We start from the raw sequence: 18,672 nt of genomic DNA, 5'->3' as shown, positions 1-18,672 counted from the left end.
CGCTAATTCACTAGTTCATCTAACGCGGATTTATATTCACTTCTTGCTTTGACACCTTTCCATTGTTTTTTTAATTCCTTATTTTTGAAAAGATGTACTGTTGGAGTTCCGCTAACTTCTGCTTGTTTTGCTATGTCTTGATCGTTCTCAATGTCAATCTCAACACCTATTGCTTTCCCATTTGATTCGTTAAGAACTCTGTGAAGTTGTGGCTTGAGTATGTGGCAAGGCCCACAACTACTAGATGTATATATTACGAAAAGTGGTTTTTGGGTCTCGTGGTACAACTTTCTCAGTGCATAACTTCCCTTTTGCCAAGTTTTCTCGGGATCAAAATTTTTCTCATTACTTACTTCTAAGGTTTTTGTCGACTCTGCCTTTGATGGTTCTAATTCATCTCGTTTGATAAGAGTTGCAAGGTTATTTTTTGTTAGCCATCTTTCAGCGGCTAGAGCTGCTTTGCAACCACTGCCTGCGGCTGTAACGCCTTGACGCCATTCCGAATCGGCAACATCTCCAGCCGCGTAAACACCTTCTAGCGAAGTCTCTGGTCTTCCAGGTTCGGTTAGTAAGTAACCTTTTGAATCTGTATTTAACTGATTAATGAATAAAGACGTATTAGGAGTATGACCAATTGCGTAAAAAAGCCCCTTAGCTGAAATTTCATCTTCCTGGTTAGTATTTCTTCTTTTAACTTTTAATTTCTCCAACCATTCATTACCTAAAACATCTAAAAGCTCAGTCTCCCAATGAATAGAAATGTTGGAATTGGCTTTTACTCGATCGGCCATTGCAGCAGAAGCCCTTAACTTTTTTGATCTGACTAATAAATGTACATGGCTACCATATTTAGTTAGATATTCAGCTTCTTCACAGGCTGAGTCCCCTCCTCCAACTACTGCTAATTCTTCGTTCCTAAATTGAGGAGTTGCTCCATCGCAAATTGCACAGGCACTAATACCTTTGCTCCAGAATGACTTCTCGTTTTTAAGGCCTAGACGATTGGCGCTTGCTCCAGTGGAGATGATTAATGAGTTTGATTTAATATTTTCAGTGGAAGTAACAATAGAGAAGGGTCTTTTGCTTAGATCAATTGATATGGCATCTTCTTCAATTAATTTTGTCCCCCATCTAACAGCTTGAGCTTTGATTAAATCCATCAATTCTGGTCCTTGAACTCCATTAGGAAACCCTGGAAAATTTTCTACAAATGTTGTCGTCATTAATTGACCACCAGGGATTCCACCTTTTTTAAAACCAGTAATAAGTAATGGCTGAAGATTCGCTCTTGCAGCATATATAGCAGCGGTATATCCAGCGGGTCCTGAGCCTACAATTACTAAATTCTCAGTTTTTAATTTTTTTTTCTCGGCTGGCATGCCATACCAAAATCAAACTGACTTACACGATATAAGAAAAAATCTTGAAAGTGTATCTAAAGCATAAAAAGGATTATTTTTAAATCTTAAATTTATTGAAAATCAAAGCTCTAAAAGTTCATCAGCATCAAAATTTTCTTTTTGAAAATTAGGAACTTGTAAGGTTGAGGCTTTTATTCCCTCAGGGTACGTATTGACACATGTAATCCATTCACAGAATTCCTGATTGATAGCGTAACTATCTTCATATCTTTCCACACTATCAAGTAAAGCTATTCTGCTTGCTGCCCAACAGCTTGCGATACTTATTCTCTTGTTGAAAGAAGCATTCATAATTAATCCCCAACGACCACACCTTGACATGCCATTGGTAGATTAACTTGTGTTTTTTGGTACAAATTTGCGTTTTGTCTGGAAAACGAAATTATCACTTAAGATTTAAGATTTCCTTAATATTTGGATTTAAAAGTTTTTTTTTTGCTATGTCGACAATATTGATAGCTAATTAATATAATTATTTAAATATTTATTGCCTAGCAAGTTAAACTGCTTCTGTATGATTAATTAATAGTTTTTCAACATCATTAATACCCTCAATCGCAGCATTTTTTGCTAATTCGAAATCACCATTAGCTTCTTCTTCCAGGGCTTTTGCTATCTTATTGGTTAATTCTTCTTTTTTGCCTTCAATCATTACAATTATTTCATTCTCTATTACTTTTCTAACAGCTTTAGATGGCAATTGATCATCTTTAGCCTCTGCGAATGTGCCTTGCACAAGTTCTTGAATAAATAGACGATGTACCTCGCTACTTCTTAAAAAACTTTCAGTAGCGTTGATGATACCTTCAACCAATGCTTCGTCTGGTTCAGATTCTTTGTTTGCCAGTTTGAATTCCCAGTCGAGATGTTTCCTCTGCCAACCAGAAGAATGAAGGCTTGGCATCACTGTTTGAGAAAAAGTGTCTACAGACATTTCGTAAATTCGTTCAGCTAATCGCTCACACCATTCTTTGCCATGACTTTGCAGATTTTTTTGCATAGCTGTTCTTGGAACAGCATGCCCACCGTGATGGCTATGACAAACACCATCAGGACATTCGATCGCGGTGAGGCTCATTTTTTCTTGATCGATAACAATTTCTCATTTCCTTCATAGCCAAGGAAAACTATTAGGAAAACCTTTCTTAACTAAAAATGGTGGTATTCAAACCTTTCCTCTCCTAATCTGAAGAAGGATAAATATTTTTACTTTGGTTAGTTTCTTAATTCCTTGCGAATCAGCTTTAGGGGAAACACGCGTTTCAGCTACTCCAGAGACTGTTAAAAAGTTTTTGGATTTGGGCTGTAAAGTTTTTTTTGAAAAAGGTGCAGGTGATTCTGCTGGCTTTCTAGATAATTATTATGTGAAGGCAGGGGCTGAATTAGTTGAAAAGGAAAATAATGAGGTAAAAAAATTAGTTGATATTGTTCTCTGCGTTCAACCTCCTGAAGAAGAATTTCTTTCACATTTAAAATTCGGCTCTTTTCTGGTCGGCTTGTTGGATCCTTATGGGAATAAAAAATTAGCCGAAATATTGAAATCCCAAAAAATTTCTGCAATATCTTTAGAGTTACTTCCGAGAATTAGCAGAGCTCAATCATCAGATGCATTATCTTCGCAAGCAAATATAGCTGGATATAAATCTGTACTTTTAGCTGCTAGTGCTCTTGATCGATATTTCCCAATGTTAATGACTGCTGCTGGTACTATTCAGCCTTCAAAAGTTGTTGTTTTAGGTGCTGGGGTAGCAGGACTTCAAGCTATTGCAACTGCTAAAAGACTAGGTGCTGTGGTTTATGTGAGTGATATTCGAGAGGCAGTAAAGGAGCAAGTTGAATCACTAGGAGCAAGATTTATTGAGCTTCCAAAGACTGATGAAACCCCATCAGAGTCAGGCGGATATGCAAAACAAGTTTCTGATGAATTTCTGATTGCACAAAGAAAAGAATTGGCAATTCAATTATCTGAAGCTGACGTGGCAATTTGTACTGCTCAGGTGCCCGGTAAAAAAGCTCCCAAACTTATTGATGAAAATATGTTGGATGATATGCGTCCTGGTTCGGTAGTGGTTGATCTTGCTGTGCTTAGTGGTGGTAATTGTGCATGTTCAAAACCAGGAGAAACTATTGTTAGAAAAGGGGTCAAGATTGTGGGTGCTTCTAATCTCCCTTGCTCAATACCAAATCATGCAAGTTCCTTATATTCGAGAAATTTATTATCTCTTCTTCAGCCAATGTTTAAAGAGGGTAAGTTTTTAATTGATAACGATGATGAGCTTATTGCTGGTTCTTTGATTAGTAAGGATGGAGTAATACTCAAATCAGAGATTATTGAGAATGGAGGAACTAGGTCATGAGTTTTTTTAGTGAAGCTCTTTGGGTGCTTCTACTTGGAAGCCTTTTGGGATTAGAGCTTATAGGAAAAGTCCCTCCAACTTTGCACACTCCACTAATGAGTGGGGCTAATGCAATTTCAGGCATCACGATGCTTGCAGCTTTAACTTTAATAATAAAATCCGGAGACAAATTACCTTTACTAATAATTGGATCAATATCTCTTGGATTTGCTTTGTTTAATGTGATTGGTGGCTTCCTCGTTACAGACAGGATGCTTGCAATGTTTAGTCGTAAAAAAACTCGTAAATAGGATTATCTCTTATGACTTTTATTGCTTCCTTTAAGTTTGCTATTGATCTGCTGGCGGTGTTATTGCTTGCTTTAGGTATCAAAGGCCTTTCAAAAGTTAGATCAGCAAGAGAGGCGAATAGGCTTGCGGCCATTGCAATGATATTGGCTGCTTTTGGAGTATTGATTAACTCTCAAGGAACCATAGGCATTTCTATTAACTCTTGGATTTGGATAATTTGTGGAACTTTAATCGGAGGCCTTTTAGGTGGCTTAACTGCTAAAAGGGTTCCAATGACTGCGATGCCTGAAATAGTAGCTTTGTTTAACGGTTGTGGGGGGATGTCATCGCTATTGGTGGCGCTTGGTGTGGCTTTGTTCCCATCGACAGACGGCTCAGATGGTGTGGTCGGTCAACTTATTAGAAATTTCTCAATAGTCGTTTCACTCTTTGTTGGGGCCATTACATTCTCTGGATCAATTGTGGCAATGGCCAAGCTTCAAGGTTGGCTGTCTACACCTTCTTGGACCCAAAGCAAAGCCAGGCATTTCTTCAATATTTTTTGTGCTGTTATTGCGTTGATAGGTGGAATCTATCTTTCAATCGATGGACAAAATGGTCTTTTTCTTATTGTAATTGCTTCATCTTTGCTGGGTATTGGAGTGACTCTTCCTATTGGAGGAGCCGATATGCCAGTAGTTATATCCTTGCTAAATAGCTACTCAGGAGTTGCAGCAGCAGCGGCAGGATTTGTTGTCGGTAGTCAACTTTTGATTGTCGCCGGTGCAATGGTTGGAGCTGCTGGATTAATACTTACTCAAGTGATGTGTGATGGCATGAACAGATCTTTAGTTTCTGTATTATTTGGGGGTGCACTTGGAGCTAATTCTGTTACTTCAGGAGGTGGGGGCGGAGAATATACGAATATTACTAGTTGCAGCCCAGAAGAATGTGCACTTACTCTTGAGGCGGCAGAGAGGGTCGTGATTGTTCCTGGTTATGGTCTTGCTGTAGCTCAGGCACAGCACACACTAAGAGAGGTCACCAGAGTTTTAGAAAACGCCGGCATTGAAGTCACATATGCTATTCATCCTGTTGCAGGAAGAATGCCTGGTCATATGAATGTTCTGTTGGCCGAAGCAGATGTTCCTTATGAGCAATTAAAAGAAATGGATGTAATCAATCCTGAATTTCCCGCGACGGATGTTGTATTAGTTTTAGGAGCGAATGATGTAGTTAACCCTCAGGCCAAGAATGATCAGACCTCACCTTTGTATGGAATGCCAGTTTTAGATGTTCAAGAAGCTAGAACTGTCTTTGTTATTAAGAGAGGAATGAGTGCTGGATATTCAGGAATAAAAAATGACCTTTTTGATTTGCAAAATACCTCTATGGTCTTTGGAGATGCAAAAAAGGTGCTTGGAGATCTTTTATTGCAATTAAAGGAGCTTGGAGTTGGGAGTAAAGGATAATTTAAAAAAAGAAGATTTACTTTCAGATTTAGGAATAAGCCCTTTTAAAGAGCGTTTCCCATGGATCGGTCCTGACCTTCAGACACTAAGAGATACCTTTGCCTTAGATGAATTGCCTGATGCCTATTCATCTGAAATTCGTATAAAGGTCCCACCTCTCAAAAGTAGAAAGACAGGAGGAGGCTTCTTGGTTGCCTACTTGGATAAACCAACAGGTGTATCGAGCATTCATGGTTTAGTTTTACTTCTGCATGGTCTTGGTGGTTCTACTCGCAGAAGAGGTTTGACCAGAATGGCGAGTGCTTTGGTGCAATCAAATTTCGCTGTTTTGAAGCTTAATCTGAGAGGTTCAGATCCTTGTAGGGATTTTGTTGATGGTACCTATGCTGCTGAATGCAATAGTGATTTGATTCCTGTATTAAGGCGTGCCAGAGAGATTTCATATCAATTAACTGAAGACTATCAATCTTCAAAAAATATTCCTGTCTTTGGAGCTGGGATCTCTTTGGGTGGAACTATTCTTTTAAATGCTTGCATGTGTGATGAGTCTTTATTAGATGGATTGGTATGTATAAGTAGCCCTTTGGATTTGAATGAATGTAGTTCTTCTATTGAAAGACCAAGAAATTTTATTTATCAAAAATGGTTGTTAAATCGTTTAATTAGGCAAACTTTAGAAGATCCTTTTGGGATAGAAGAAAGGGAAAAGAATGCATTGTTAATAAATAGAAAGGATAAAGAAAGAAAAATAAATGATATTAGATCTTTTGATAATTTGATAACTGCTCCAAGGTGGGGATATAAAGATGTTGGAGAATATTATGCAAAAGCATCTCCTTTCTTCTCTCTTATAGAAAATAAAAAATCTCTTCCAAAAACATTATTTATTCAATCTAAAGATGATCCTTGGGTGCCTTTTTTAGCTGTTGAAAAACTAATGGAAAAAATGAAGTTTTCTAATAATCAAATAGCTAATCAATTTATTTTTACTGAGAGAGGAGGACACAATGGATTTCATGGGGTTCATGGTTGTTGGGGGGATCAAGTTGTTTCTAAATGGTTTTTATCTTTGAAAACTATTTAATCTAAAACTGTATTTTTGTAATATTTTTTTCTGAATAATATAAAACTTCTTCTCTGGCCCAGCTGTCAATTTCAAGAATTTCACTGAGGTTTGGACTTAGATTTAGGTCGCATTTATGTTTCTCGCAAATCGCCTCAATTACTTTTGGAATATCGATAAATTTAACCCTTTCTTCTAGAAAAAGTTCTACGGCTTTTTCATTAGCTGCATTAAGCACTGCTGGCATTGTGCCACCTAATTCCCCTGCGCTGTAAGCAAGTTCCATACATGGATATTTTTTAGTATCTGGTTCTTTAAAAGTTAAATTTCCTATTTCAGTAAGCTTTAATCTTGGCCATGGTGTTTTAAGTCGACCAGGCCAACTTAAACAATACAAAATGGGGAGCTTCATGTCTGGCCATCCTAATTGAGCTAAAACTGATGAATCATCCAATTCAACCATCGAGTGAATGATGCTTTGTGGATGGATAATTATTTCGATTTGGTCATATGAAAGACCAAAAAGATAATGCGCTTCAATGACTTCGAGTCCCTTATTCATAAGGGTTGCAGAATCTACAGTTATTTTCTTTCCCATGCTCCAATTAGGATGGCTAGTAGCATCCTCGACAGTTGCTTTTACTAAATCTTCTGCTTTCCAATCTCTGAATGCTCCTCCTGATGCAGTCAATTGTATTGATTTAAATCCTGGAGTAGGCACTCCAGTTGAGAGTCTTGCATTGTCAGCCCATGGCGTTCCTTGGAGACATTGAAATATCGCTGAGTGTTCAGAATCCGCAGGCAAGAGCCTACTTCCACTTTTTTTTAAAGCAGGAATGACAACTGGTCCTGCTGCAATCAAAGTTTCTTTGTTTGCTAGAGCTAGGTCTTTCCCTGCTTCAATAGCTGCAAGTGTTGGTAGGAGGCCAGCACAGCCCACTATTCCAGTTACAACAAGATCTGCACTTCCCCAAGCTGCTGCAGTATTAAGTCCTTCGGCTCCCGCCATCAATAAGGGCTTCTTGAATATTTTTGAATTTTCATTGAGACTATTTATTCTCCTAGACAGTTCTGGCAAAAGAGACTCATCGGCTAGTGAAACGACTTCAGGTTGATGAGTTTCAATTTGTTTGATTACTAAATCAAGATTCTTTCCTGCTGTTAGTGCAACAATTTTGAATTGATCAGGAAACTCTTCTGCAATTTGAAGGGTTTGAGTTCCAATAGATCCTGTTGAGCCTAAAACGCTTATGGCTTTCACATTGTGAAGTCAAGTATGACCAGTCTCCCATTTAAAGGTATAACCCAGTTATATATTTACCAGTTTCTTCTGGATTTTAATAGAGTTTTATTATGCAAGAAAGGGAACAATGGAGATCAGGACTTGGATTCGCACTCGCCGCGGCAGGTAGTGCTGTAGGCCTTGGAAATCTTTGGGGCTTTGCTTATAGGTCATCTCAAGGCGGTGGACTTGCTTTTCTTATCCTTTATATATTGGTTGTTTTAGTTGTTTGCCTACCTGTCTTAGTTGCAGAGATGGTCTTGGGGAGAAGCACTGCAAGTAGTCCTTTCCTTGCTCCAATCAAAGCTGCTGGAGAGAATTGGAAGCCTCTAGGTTGGTTGTTTGCAATAGCTTCTTGTGGAATTCTTTCTTATTATGCAGTGATAATGGGATGGACAATTGATACTTTCTTCCATTCTTTATTTATTGGTTTACCCTCAGATATGACTGAGGCGGGAGACTTCTTTGGTAAAATTAGCAGTGGTAATAGTGTATTCGTAGGTCAAATAATCAGCTTATTGTTAACTGCTTTTGTTGTTGTAGCAGGCGTTCGTGGAGGTATAGAAAAACTAACAAAATGGGCAATGCCATTTTTATTTGGACTCCTTATTTTGTTGGCTATATGGGCTGCAACTTTATCTGGGGCCTGGGAAGGATATACATCATTTTTACTTAAATGGGATTCATCTCAACTTTTTGATAAAAACACAATAAGTAATGCATTTAAACAAGCTTTCTTTTCTTTAAGTTTGGGTATTGGAATTATGGTTGCCTATTCTTCATATCTAAACCGTAAAAATCATCTTCCTAAAGAAGCTTTGAGAGTTGCAACTTTGGATACTGCTGTGGGTTTACTTGCAGGGCTGATTACATTCCCTGTCGTTATGAGTTTTGGTTTGAAAGATGTTATCAGTGAATCAACCGTTGGGGCTTTATTTATTGCTCTTCCAACTGGATTTGCAAATCTTGGATTGTTTGGGAGATTGATTGCTGCCGTTTTCTTCGGATTAGCCTTTATAGCTGCTATTACTTCTTCTATTTCATTAATGGAAGTACCAGTATCTTCTTTAATGGACAAGCTGAATTGGAGTAGGAAGAAGGCCGTTTGGACTTCAACATTAGTGATCTTTTTGATTGGAATACCGTCTGCTATTTCTACAGACTTTTTAGGCAAGTCCGATGCTATTTGTAATACTCTCTTGATATTAGGTGGTCTTCTGATTTCAATTCTTTTGGGTTGGATTGTTCCAAATCGTTATGATGAGGATCTTGCAAATTCTAATGCTAATTTAAGAGTTAGAAGGTATCTAAAGTTTATGCTGCGCTGGGTTTCTCCACCAGTTATTGCTATAGGACTTTATTTAACAGTCTTATCTACAATAGAAACATTTGCTTAATCTGAAAGTTGTTTCCATTCAGTAACACCTTTAGGTTTATCAATTAAATCAATTCCAATATTTTTTAAATCAGCTCTTATTTTATCAGCGAGTAAAAAGTCTTTATTAGATTTTGCTAAGGATCTCTTCTTGATAAGTTCTTCAATTTTATTAGTGTCAAGTTCAGTATTTATTTTAGGTTTTTCTTGATTTAAATTTACTTCTAAGCCCAGAACTCCTGCTAACTCAGATAGTAGTTCCCATTTATTATAAACTTGATTTAAAATATCTTTGTCAACTTCATTGATATTTTTTCCTTTTAATAAATTTAGGCACTTTCTAATAGGTTGAGACAATTCAAAAAGTATAGATAAAGCTCCAGATGTATTTAGGTCGTCATCCATATAGTTTTCAAAGTCTGATAATAATTTAAATGAGTCTTTATCAAGTTTACTGTTAGCAGATCTTTTTAAAGGTTTATCTAGGTTGATTTCGTTTTTAGCTTGATCTTTAATTTTATAAATATAACCAAAAGACAGGCAATTATTTAATCTTTCCCACCCTTTTGAAGCAGCTTTTAGCGCTTCTTCCGTAAAATCTAGGGGCTTTCGGTAATTAGTTTGTAGCACAAAAAATCTCAAAGTCATAGGTGAAATGCCTTCATCTAATAAGGACCGAATGGTTGTAAAATTCCCTAGTGATTTACTCATCTTTTCCCCCCCAACATTAACCATTCCATTGTGAAGCCAGTATTTTGCTAACTCTTTCCCATTACAGGCTTCAGATTGAGCTATTTCATTCTCATGATGAGGAAATATGAGGTCTGAACCACCAAGGTGAATATCAATACTTTCTCCTAATTCTTGTTTAACCATTGCTGAACACTCAATATGCCAACCTGGTCTACCGTTTCCCCACGGCGAGGAGTAACTAACCTCACCTGATTTGGACTTTTTCCAAAGAGTAAAATCAAGCGAGTTCTTTTTACTTTCTTTTTGAGCTGTTTTTAATCTCCCTGCTGCATTATCTATCTGATCCTCAATTTCTCTTCCACTAAGTTTCCCATAATTTTTATGTTTAGCTACTGAAAAATAAACATCACCATTTGATGAATAAGCTACTTTTTTTTGTTCTAATTCTTCTATGAAATTAATAATTTGATGGAGGCATTTTGTTGCTCTTGGCATGCTATTTGGTCTAAGAATGGAAAGAGTATCCATATCTTTGTGAAATTCATCAATATTTCTTTCACTTAATTCATCAGTAGAGCATCCTTCTTTATTTGCTCGATTAATAATTTTGTCATCAATATCAGTGAAGTTTTGTACAAATTTAACTTCAAATCCTTTCCAAATTAAAAACCGTCTTAATACATCCCAATTAAGATAGCTTCTTGCATGACCAAGATGACAAAGATCATAAACAGTTACACCACAACAATATATTTTAACTTGATTAGGATTTATAGAAATAAAATCCTCTTTCTTTTTGGATAAGGTGTTTGTGAATTTTAAGGACAATTTCTTAGATAAAAATGTGAGAAATTATTGAATTTGTCAGCAACTATTTTGCCTCCATCCAATTTACTCCAACGCCAGTTTCAACGATAAGAGGGACACTAAGTTTTACAGCATTTTCCATAGTATTTTGGACAAGGAGTTTTGTTTCCTCCAAATCTTTTGGATTAACTTCTAGCACGAGTTCATCATGCACTTGAAGTAGAATTTTCGCTGCCAATCCAGTTTTTCTTAAAGCTGAATGCAATTGAATCATTGCTAGCTTAATTATGTCTGCACTTGAACCTTGAATAGGTGCGTTTGCTGCGGCTCTTAATTGTTGTGCTTCCATCCCTGCTCTTCTGGCCGTAGTTAAATCAATTTCATGTGGTGGCGTTCCCTGCAGTCTTCCAAGCCCATTTTTATTGAAATGAAAATATCGTCTTCTCCCTAGCAATGTTTCAACAAACCCTTGACTTAGGGCAAGTCTTTCTTGATATTCTAAAAATTTAAAAACGGCTGGATAACGTTCTTTGAATTTACTTAAAAAATATTTTGCTTCTATTAATGAAACGCCCGTTGATCTTGCAAACCTTTGAGCCCCCATACCATAAATAACCCCAAAATTTATTGTTTTTCCTATTCTTCTTTCATTGTCGTCAATGGCATCTTTTTCAAATAAAATTTTTGCTGTTAAAGAGTGGACATCTTCATTTTTTAAATAAGCATTTTTTAGTACTTCTTCACCTGAAAGATGAGTGAGTATACGAAGTTCAATTTGTGAATAGTCTGCGCTTAGAAGTTTCCAATCTTTTTGCGGAAGAAAAGCTTTTCTTATTCGTCTACTAAATTCAGTTCTGACAGGGATATTTTGGAGATTTGGATTGCTGCTACTTAATCTTCCAGTAGCGGTTACGGCTTGATTGAAATCTGTATGTACTCTTCCCGTTTCTTTCTCAATAAGCTGAGGCAAAGCATCTACATAAGTATTAAGCAACTTGCTTGTAGTGCGATGTTCAATGATCATTTTTACTATTGGATGGTCTGATTCCAGCTTTTCTAATACAGCTGCATCTGTACTCCATCCTGTTTTTGTTTTTCTTGATTTTTTCCTATCTAAATCAAGTTTCTCAAAAAGTAATTCACCTAATTGTTTAGGTGATGAAAGGTTAAACTCATTTCCTGCAATCTTATAAACTTCTTTCTCGATAGTATTTAATTTTTTTGTGAACTCTAAAGATAAATCTTTTAGATAAGGTGTATCAATAATTATGCCTGTGGATTCGATTTCCGCTAAAACCTGCTCAAGTGGTTGTTCAACTTCTTTGAGTAAGTTTATTAACTTTTTACTAGTTTCTTTTAATCTATTAATATAAATAATTGCTAATTTTCTTGTTAAATAAACGTCCATTCCGCAGTACATACTCGCAGACTTAATATCCACATAAGAGAAGTCTTCGCCTTTTTTGACAACATCAGAAAAACTTTTGGGCTTAAATCCAAATTCTCTATAAGCAATTTCATCTAAACTATGTTTAAGAGTTGCATCACATATATAATCTGCAAGTAAAGTATCAATTACAACGCCATTTAATATAATTCCATGTCTAAGCAAAATCAGTCTGTCGTATTTTGTATTCTGTAAGGTTTTAGGATTTTCATTGCTAGAGAACCAATCCTGGAGTGCAAAGATAACTTCTTCAATCTTTAATTGATTTATTTGATTAATTTCTACTAAATTGGCTTCTTTATTTTGATGTCCTATTGGTATATAAACTATATCTTTTAATGATTCACCAAAACAAAATCCTAAGCCAACAAGTTCAGCTTTAAAAGGATTCAAATTAGTTGTTTCGGTATCAATGGCTATTGGTTTTGTCGCATCAGTATGTTTCATTATTTGTGCAACAAAGATATTAAGTTCTTCCAGATTATCTATAATTTTAGGCTCTATCTGAGGGATCTCTTTTGTTTCATTAAGCCTAGTTAGTTCAATATTCTCGCTTTTATTATTAACGATCTTACTTTCTTTCAATGAGCGATTGTTGTCTTGCTCTGATAATCCTTCTTTAGAAAATAGAGCTTTAAAAGTTGAAACTTGTTTTAATAAACTATGTAACTCAAGTTTTTCAAGGCTTTCAGTGAGTTTTGATTCGTTAATACCTTCTAAATTATGTTCTATTTTTGGACTTATAGGAATTTTAATTAATATTTCTGCAAGTTTTCTGGAGAGATATGCATTATCTTTGTCTGCCTTTAGCTTTAATCTTACGGCTCCTTTTATGGCGCCTCGTTTAGCTTTTTCGCCTTCTTTCTCAAGCTCTTGGAGTGATTTATAAACTCCATCAAGATCATTGTTTTCGTTTAAAAGATTTATGGCCGTTTTTGGACCAACTCCTTTGACTCCTGGAATATTATCTGAGCTATCACCAGTTAGGGCTTTCAGATCAATAACCTTGTTTGGATTGACTCCAAGTTTCTCCCTTACTCCCTCTTCCTTAATAAGTTTAGGATTTCCGCTTTTTGCGTAGGGACCGCCTCCCATGTACAAGACTGCTATATCTCTTGCATCATCCACTAATTGAAATAAGTCTCTATCTCCAGAAAGAATTCTGACACTCCATCCTTTTTCAGCGGCATCATTAGCAAGTGTTCCTAAAACATCATCCGCCTCATAGCCTGGGGCTTTGCAGATTGAGAGATTTAGGCTTTCTTTGAGAATCTCTTCAAGCTTGTCTAAATCTTGAAAAAATACATCTGGTGCGACATCTCGATTTGCTTTGTAGTTTGGATCTTCTTTGTGGCGAAATGTTGGCTCAGCGGTATCAAAAGCAATTGTTATCCCTTTTGGTCTGAGAGATTTGCAATTATCTAAAAGGCTTTTTAGAAAACCATAAGTAACACTCGTAGGGAAACCATCTTTTGTCGTAAGGCCTCCTTCACCCCCTTTGCTAAAAGCATAAAAACTTCTAAAAGCTAATGAGTGGCCATCTATTAATAATAAAGTTGGCTTTCTTATTTCTTCCATGAATCAGTCAGAGAGGGATTGGTGTATTAACTTTTCCTTTTTTTAGCCCAAGGAGGAAGATCAATAAAAACTTTTTCTCCAGGTTCTAATCCAGATATTATGGCAGTCTTGCTACCACTACTAGTCCCTAATTCAACTTTTTTAAATTCTGGTTGATTGTTCTTGCCGACTATTAGAACTCCAGTTTTCCCCTCTTCCGTGACAATTGCAACTGTTGGAATAAGCGTGCTGATTTTGGTTGCGCCCGTTTGAAAGTTGATATCAGATGTCATGCCAAGGCGTAAATCTACAGGCCTATTTCCCAACAACAATGTGACTTCAAATGAAGTTACGTTGTTATTCTTGATTGCACTTGGAGAGATTTTGAAAACAACTGCTTTAAAACGCTTGTCAGGAAAAGCATCTACCCTGATACTTGCTTCTTGTCCTGTTTTTATTCTTCCAATATCACTTTCAGGAACTTTCGCAACTATTTCAAGACCTTGAGAAAGTTTGACTATTGATGAACTTGTAGCTCCTCCCTCTCTTGAAGAAGAAGCAGAGGTCGTAGGAGTTACGAATGCCCCAGGGACTGCGTATCTGCTAGTTATTACTCCTCTAAAAGGTGCTCTTATGTTTGTCTCATTCTCTTCGACTTCTATTTGTTTAAATTTAGCTTCGCTTCTTAAAAACTTATTTTTGTATTCTTCATACTCTTCTGCACTTATGGCCCCTTCATTGAAGAGCATCTTTCTTCTTAGATAACTCGCTTTATGAGTCTCATAATTCGCTTTTATTTCGTCAATTCTAAATTCCAAGTCTCCAAAATCCATTTTTGCAATTAGATCTCCTTTCTTGACCTGATCACCTTCCTCCACGAAAATTTCATCAAGTATTCCTTGTCTTTTTGGACTTACATTTACGCTTTTATTTGCTTTTAATTCACCACTCGCAGTTATCAGACCAGGCAAACTGCCGCTCTCAGCTGCAATTGTAAATTCCGTTATGTCTTTATTTGATCTATTTCCTTGTGAAAGTTTAAAACTCATTCCACCAACACTTAATACAGAAAGTGCAATGATGCCTAAAATTTTTTTCTTTTTGAAGTTTTTCCAAATCATTTTGTGAAAATCAAGTGCTCAAGAGTTTTGGAAGTTTGGATGAAGTAAAGAAAAAGCTTAAAAACTTTCCTTTGGATATTTATCATTATATTTTCGCTGTTAAAGGGCACTATTGGGTTTAATTTAGGCAAATTAATCAGCTGGCGTCTTTCAAAGACCCATTTCAATGCTTAAGGCCGGAATTGTTGGACTCCCAAATGTAGGAAAGTCCACTTTGTTTAATGCTCTTGTTGCGAATGCTCAAGCTCAAGCAGCAAACTTCCCTTTTTGTACAATTGAACCCAATGTAGGCTCTGTATCAGTGCCTGATCAACGTTTGAATTTGCTTGGAGAACTCAGTAATAGTAAGCAAATCATTCCTACTAGAATGGAATTTGTTGATATTGCTGGTCTTGTTAAGGGAGCCAGTAGAGGGGAGGGACTGGGTAACAAATTCTTAGCAAATATAAGAGAGGTGGATGCAATAGTTCATGTGATTAGGTGTTTTAGCGATGATGATGTTATCCATGTGTCTGGATCAGTAGATCCATCAAGAGATATTGAGATAATAAATTTAGAATTAGCATTGTCTGATTTAAATCAGATAGAAAAACGTAGAACTAGATTAAAAAAACAAATAAGCACTAATAAGGAAGCAAAGTTGGAATATGAGGTATTGGAAAAATTAAGCGAAGCGCTAGAAAATGAAAATGCAGTTAGGAGTGTTTCATTAACAGATGAAGAAAGGAAATTAATTAAACCATTAGGTTTGCTGACGGAAAAACCAATTATTTATGCAACCAATCTTGGGGAAGATGAACTTGCGAAGGGTAATTCCTTTTCAGAAGAAGTAATTACACTAGCAAAGAAAGAAGGTTCTGAATGTGTGAAGATTTCAGCGCAAGTTGAGGCTGAGTTAATTGAATTGGGGGAGGAGGAAAGAGATGATTATTTAAATGATTTGGGAGTTGAAGAGGGAGGTCTAATTAGTCTGATTAAAGCTACCTATCGGTTGTTGGGGTTAAGCACTTATTTCACTACTGGAGATAAAGAAACTAAAGCTTGGACTATTTCGGATGGGATGACAGCTCCTCAAGCAGCTGGAGTGATTCATACGGATTTTGAAAAGGGATTTATTCGAGCTCAAACAATTTCATACAAAAAACTACTTGAAGCAGGATCATTAGCGGAAGCTCGAAATAAAGGTTGGTTAAGAAGTGAAGGTAAAGAATATATCGTAAATGAAGGTGACGTTATGGAGTTTTTATTCAACGTCTAAAAAGTCTGTAATACCAAGGGTTCTCAGGGGTTAGACTAAGGCTTGGTCTAACCATTTAGTCTAACTTTTTGAGACATGAAAACTGGCTTTTGAGACAGGATGTCTAAATAATCAAATATCAAGGTAACAAAACAATAATGATTATCGTTTTCATATTCAATGTATATTCTTATACATTGATTTGTGTGCTGTATGGGCAGCAATACGTGGCTGATTTCAGGATCGCCAGGCTGTGGCAAAACGAATTGGATCCTTAATAATCTCAAGTCACACAAAGGTAGTTGTGGCTTTTTGCGTCTATCTGGTTACGGAGATATTGATCTACAGCAAGTAGCTTCTACGGATATTGACTATGCCTTTCTTAAAGATCAAATTCCTCAATTAATAGATTTATCAAGCTCCAGTGCAGACTCTATTTCGCATCAAGATGATTCTTTTATATTTATTGAGCTTCCTCAGTTTCGAATTCCTAAAGAGCTTGGTTTGGCTGGAATTGATCCGCGCATAATCAAACAACTTGCAACTTTAAACCTCGAACCAGATAAATACCTTCATTTTGGACGTGATATGGAATTACCAATTAATGACACATTAAATTTCAATCAAATTGAATCATGCAGGTTCAAGCTTCATCGGAATGTTTGGGATCCACCTAGTCTGAATACCTTTTGGTTCGAGCTGGTTAATGGTGCTTATGGAGATGTTTATAGAGCTAAAGCCTTGATGAATATCCCCGATGGTAGATCTATGTTCTTTAACTGGATTGTTAGTCAAAAAGGTTCGCAATTTTTACCTCTTAATACTGTCTCACCTCCAAGTGGTAGACCTACAAGAATATCTGAACTTGTTGTTCAAGGGAAAAATCTTGACTCTGTACGAATTGAATCAACTATTGAGCTTTGTCTCTTGAATGATTCAGTTTTGGAGCTTCATCAAGCCCCTCTTAGAGATACACAAATGCAGCCTAGTTTTTCAACCTGACGATATGAAACACGCAGTAATTTCATGTTTACATGCCAATCTCTCAGCAGTGGAAGCTGTGCTAGATGATATTGATCGGCAAGGTATTGAGACCATTACATGTCTTGGCGATCTTGTTGGCTATGGTCCTCAGCCAAATGAAGTTGTTGAGCTTATTAGAGATAGGAAGATAGAAACCTGTCAGGGTTGCTGGGATGAAGACATAATTGATGGTCTTGATGCTTGTGATTGCAGCTATCCATCTCAGCTTGCAGAAAGGCGGGGGCATATGGCTCATCAATGGACAACGGAGAAGTTGACTAATGAAAACAAAGAATTTCTAGCTAGTCTCCCAACCTCGATTAGAAGAGGTAGATCGTTATTCGTACATGGAAGTCCCAACAGTCAGCATGAGTATCTGCTTCCAGATATGGATGCATTCGCAGCATTAGAACGAGTTGAGATGAGCGGTGCCGATACTTTGTTTTGCGGTCATACTCATCTCCCATATGTACGTGAATTAGGGAATGGATCAATTCGCGTAAATATTAAAAATGCTTCCGATCGTGAAAGAGAAGATACAAAAATGACTTTACCTATGAGAAGAATTGTAAATGCTGGATCTGTCGGAGAACCTCGTCATGGAGGAGTAAATGCTACCTATGTTATTCATGACGATATAAAGAATGATGTTGAGATTAGAGAAGTTGCTTACGACATTGATCGAACATGTGAGGCAATTATTGAGGCTGGTCTACCCCATGTGTTTGCATGGCGTTTGAGCAACGGTTTTGAATTTGCTGAACTGGCTGAAGATGCTAGCCACGTGTGCGAACGATGATTGAACGTTGGGCACTTTTAAGTGGTCTTATGGGTGATCTTGAGACCTATGAATTGATTCAAAAAGATTTAAAAAATACTCGCGGAGATATAACTCTTTTTGTTTTAGGAGACGTTGTAGGACCAAATAAGAATTGTGATGCACTTTTAAATAGATTAGTAAATCCTCATCGTGGTGATTTGAAACCTCACTGTATCTATGGCTGGTGGGAGGAACAATTATTGGCAGAATCAGGTTACCGTGGGGAGAGAAAGGCAGATGCTTTACGACTCAATAAAGGAGACGATGCTGTCAATGCTCTTATGAATGCTGTAGATCCATATTATTTGGGATGGATATCATCACTACAATTTGGATTTGTAGAACTTGATTGTGGTTTGATTCATGGAAGCTCAAAAGATGTAGGAGACATTCTGACAATGCAAACACCTCCACTTACTCTTCTTGATCGAATTACCCGCCTTAATGTGAATAGATTATTCACAGCTAGAAGTAAACAGCAATTTCATCTTGAGTTGACTGATGCTGTAGTTGACTCAAAAGTAAAAGATTTAAATGGAAAACGAAACCAGGAACATACTCTTCCTAAACGTGCAGTGATAGGAATTGGAGCAGGGGCTAATTACACTCTTTATGACGTTGGCAGTGATCAGACTCACTTCTTAACGGTAGGTGATGTCACTAAATCCAGAGGGCGAGGGTTCGCGTAATCAATCTTTCCGAATGAATTTCGAGGATAGTCCAGTTCA

Annotated in this window: 16 protein-coding genes; 9 read left to right on the top strand and 7 right to left on the bottom strand. The window is 36.9% G+C overall.

All coding sequences use genetic code 11. From position 1 onward, the window contains the following. Nucleotides 1-2 precede the first annotated feature (2 nt). The 3 genes from trxB to O5639_RS04295 all read right to left on the bottom strand — a co-directional run bounded on the left by trxB (nt 3) and on the right by O5639_RS04295 (nt 2,499). Nucleotides 3-1,379, bottom strand: a complete 1,377-nt coding sequence (gene trxB, locus O5639_RS04305; protein WP_269625248.1) for a thioredoxin-disulfide reductase — start codon at nt 1,377-1,379, stop codon at nt 3-5. Between the two features lie 102 nt (nt 1,380-1,481). Further along, a complete protein-coding gene (locus O5639_RS04300) occupies nt 1,482-1,712 on the bottom strand; it encodes a hypothetical protein (protein WP_269625247.1) in 231 nt (76 codons plus the stop codon). Nucleotides 1,713-1,920: 208 nt separating this feature from the next. Then, entirely contained in the window at nt 1,921-2,499 is a 579-nt protein-coding gene (locus O5639_RS04295; RefSeq protein WP_269625246.1) for an EF-1 guanine nucleotide exchange domain-containing protein, read from the bottom strand. A 133-nt stretch (nt 2,500-2,632) separates the two neighbouring features. On the opposite strand from O5639_RS04295, the gene O5639_RS04290 reads away from it, so the two are divergent. From O5639_RS04290 to O5639_RS04275, 4 genes are read left to right on the top strand one after another with little or no spacing between them, the layout of a single operon-like run. Next, nucleotides 2,633-3,778: a Re/Si-specific NAD(P)(+) transhydrogenase subunit alpha gene (locus tag O5639_RS04290; protein ID WP_269625245.1), complete on the top strand. Its 1,146-nt coding sequence runs from the start codon at nt 2,633-2,635 to the stop codon at nt 3,776-3,778. Further along, nucleotides 3,775-4,068 carry an NAD(P) transhydrogenase subunit alpha gene (locus O5639_RS04285; RefSeq protein WP_269625244.1) on the top strand — a complete coding sequence of 98 codons (294 nt, stop codon included), beginning with the start codon at nt 3,775-3,777 and terminating at the stop codon, nt 4,066-4,068. Before O5639_RS04290 ends, O5639_RS04285 begins: the two co-directional genes overlap by 4 nt. Nucleotides 4,069-4,079: 11 nt before the next feature. Continuing rightward, nucleotides 4,080-5,519: an NAD(P)(+) transhydrogenase (Re/Si-specific) subunit beta gene (locus O5639_RS04280; RefSeq protein ID WP_269625243.1), complete on the top strand. Its 1,440-nt coding sequence runs from the start codon at nt 4,080-4,082 to the stop codon at nt 5,517-5,519. Then, nucleotides 5,503-6,603, top strand: coding sequence for an alpha/beta fold hydrolase (locus O5639_RS04275; RefSeq protein ID WP_269625242.1), 1,101 nt, complete (start codon nt 5,503-5,505; stop codon nt 6,601-6,603). Before O5639_RS04280 ends, O5639_RS04275 begins: the two co-directional genes overlap by 17 nt. Nucleotide 6,604: 1 nt before the next feature. On the opposite strand, the gene O5639_RS04270 is transcribed toward O5639_RS04275, so the two are convergent. Beyond that, a complete protein-coding gene (locus O5639_RS04270; RefSeq protein ID WP_269625241.1) occupies nt 6,605-7,843 on the bottom strand; it encodes a 1-deoxy-D-xylulose-5-phosphate reductoisomerase in 1,239 nt (412 codons plus the stop codon). Nucleotides 7,844-7,935: 92 nt separating this feature from the next. Between O5639_RS04270 and O5639_RS04265 the strand changes: the two genes are divergently transcribed. After that, nucleotides 7,936-9,261, top strand: coding sequence for a sodium-dependent transporter (locus tag O5639_RS04265; RefSeq protein WP_269625240.1), 1,326 nt, complete (start codon nt 7,936-7,938; stop codon nt 9,259-9,261). On the opposite strand, the gene cysS is transcribed toward O5639_RS04265, so the two are convergent. The 3 genes from cysS to O5639_RS04250 are packed head-to-tail and all read right to left on the bottom strand — an operon-like array spanning nt 9,258 to nt 14,864. Next, a complete protein-coding gene (gene cysS, locus O5639_RS04260) occupies nt 9,258-10,760 on the bottom strand; it encodes a cysteine--tRNA ligase (RefSeq protein ID WP_269625239.1) in 1,503 nt (500 codons plus the stop codon). The two genes, O5639_RS04265 and cysS, sit on opposite strands and share 4 nt — an antisense overlap. Nucleotides 10,761-10,803: 43 nt before the next feature. Continuing rightward, a complete protein-coding gene (gene polA, locus O5639_RS04255; protein WP_269625238.1) occupies nt 10,804-13,764 on the bottom strand; it encodes a DNA polymerase I in 2,961 nt (986 codons plus the stop codon). A gap of 26 nt (nt 13,765-13,790) precedes the next feature. After that, a complete protein-coding gene (locus O5639_RS04250) occupies nt 13,791-14,864 on the bottom strand; it encodes an efflux RND transporter periplasmic adaptor subunit (RefSeq protein WP_269625237.1) in 1,074 nt (357 codons plus the stop codon). A gap of 166 nt (nt 14,865-15,030) precedes the next feature. On the opposite strand from O5639_RS04250, the gene ychF reads away from it, so the two are divergent. The 4 genes from ychF to O5639_RS04230 all read left to right on the top strand — a co-directional run bounded on the left by ychF (nt 15,031) and on the right by O5639_RS04230 (nt 18,633). Continuing rightward, nucleotides 15,031-16,122: a redox-regulated ATPase YchF gene (gene ychF, locus O5639_RS04245; RefSeq protein WP_269625236.1), complete on the top strand. Its 1,092-nt coding sequence runs from the start codon at nt 15,031-15,033 to the stop codon at nt 16,120-16,122. 192 nt (nt 16,123-16,314) lie between these two features. Then, nucleotides 16,315-17,103: a GTP-binding protein gene (locus O5639_RS04240; RefSeq protein ID WP_011824154.1), complete on the top strand. Its 789-nt coding sequence runs from the start codon at nt 16,315-16,317 to the stop codon at nt 17,101-17,103. A 4-nt stretch (nt 17,104-17,107) separates the two neighbouring features. Next, on the top strand, nt 17,108-17,923 hold the full coding sequence (locus O5639_RS04235) for a metallophosphoesterase family protein (protein WP_269625235.1): 816 nt from the start codon (nt 17,108-17,110) through the stop codon (nt 17,921-17,923). Next, entirely contained in the window at nt 17,920-18,633 is a 714-nt protein-coding gene (locus O5639_RS04230; RefSeq protein ID WP_269625234.1) for a phosphoesterase, read from the top strand. Before O5639_RS04235 ends, O5639_RS04230 begins: the two co-directional genes overlap by 4 nt. Nucleotides 18,634-18,672: the final 39 nt, after the last annotated feature.

The sequence above is a fragment of the Prochlorococcus marinus str. MIT 1214 genome (genome assembly GCF_027359355.1).
Lineage (GTDB): Bacteria > Cyanobacteriota > Cyanobacteriia > PCC-6307 > Cyanobiaceae > Prochlorococcus_B > Prochlorococcus_B marinus_F.
The sequence above is the reverse complement of the archived record's forward strand: the minus strand, read 5'-3'. Positions and strand labels throughout refer to the sequence as shown.

Excerpts from the sequence above, each read along its gene's own strand:
- polA (WP_269625238.1), bottom strand. The coding sequence starts at position 13,764 with ATGGAAGAAATAAGAAAGCCAACTTTATTATTAATAGATGGCCACTCA.
- trxB (WP_269625248.1), bottom strand. The coding sequence starts at position 1,379 with ATGCCAGCCGAGAAAAAAAAATTAAAAACTGAGAATTTAGTAATTGTA.
- O5639_RS04240 (WP_011824154.1), top strand. The coding sequence starts at position 16,315 with ATGGGCAGCAATACGTGGCTGATTTCAGGATCGCCAGGCTGTGGCAAA.
- O5639_RS04235 (WP_269625235.1), top strand. The coding sequence starts at position 17,108 with ATGAAACACGCAGTAATTTCATGTTTACATGCCAATCTCTCAGCAGTG.
- O5639_RS04280 (WP_269625243.1), top strand. The coding sequence starts at position 4,080 with ATGACTTTTATTGCTTCCTTTAAGTTTGCTATTGATCTGCTGGCGGTG.
- O5639_RS04250 (WP_269625237.1), bottom strand. The coding sequence starts at position 14,864 with ATGATTTGGAAAAACTTCAAAAAGAAAAAAATTTTAGGCATCATTGCA.
- O5639_RS04300 (WP_269625247.1), bottom strand. The coding sequence starts at position 1,712 with ATGAATGCTTCTTTCAACAAGAGAATAAGTATCGCAAGCTGTTGGGCA.
- O5639_RS04295 (WP_269625246.1), bottom strand. The coding sequence starts at position 2,499 with ATGAGCCTCACCGCGATCGAATGTCCTGATGGTGTTTGTCATAGCCAT.
- ychF (WP_269625236.1), top strand. The coding sequence starts at position 15,031 with ATGCTTAAGGCCGGAATTGTTGGACTCCCAAATGTAGGAAAGTCCACT.
- O5639_RS04285 (WP_269625244.1), top strand. The coding sequence starts at position 3,775 with ATGAGTTTTTTTAGTGAAGCTCTTTGGGTGCTTCTACTTGGAAGCCTT.
- O5639_RS04265 (WP_269625240.1), top strand. The coding sequence starts at position 7,936 with ATGCAAGAAAGGGAACAATGGAGATCAGGACTTGGATTCGCACTCGCC.
- O5639_RS04230 (WP_269625234.1), top strand. The coding sequence starts at position 17,920 with ATGATTGAACGTTGGGCACTTTTAAGTGGTCTTATGGGTGATCTTGAG.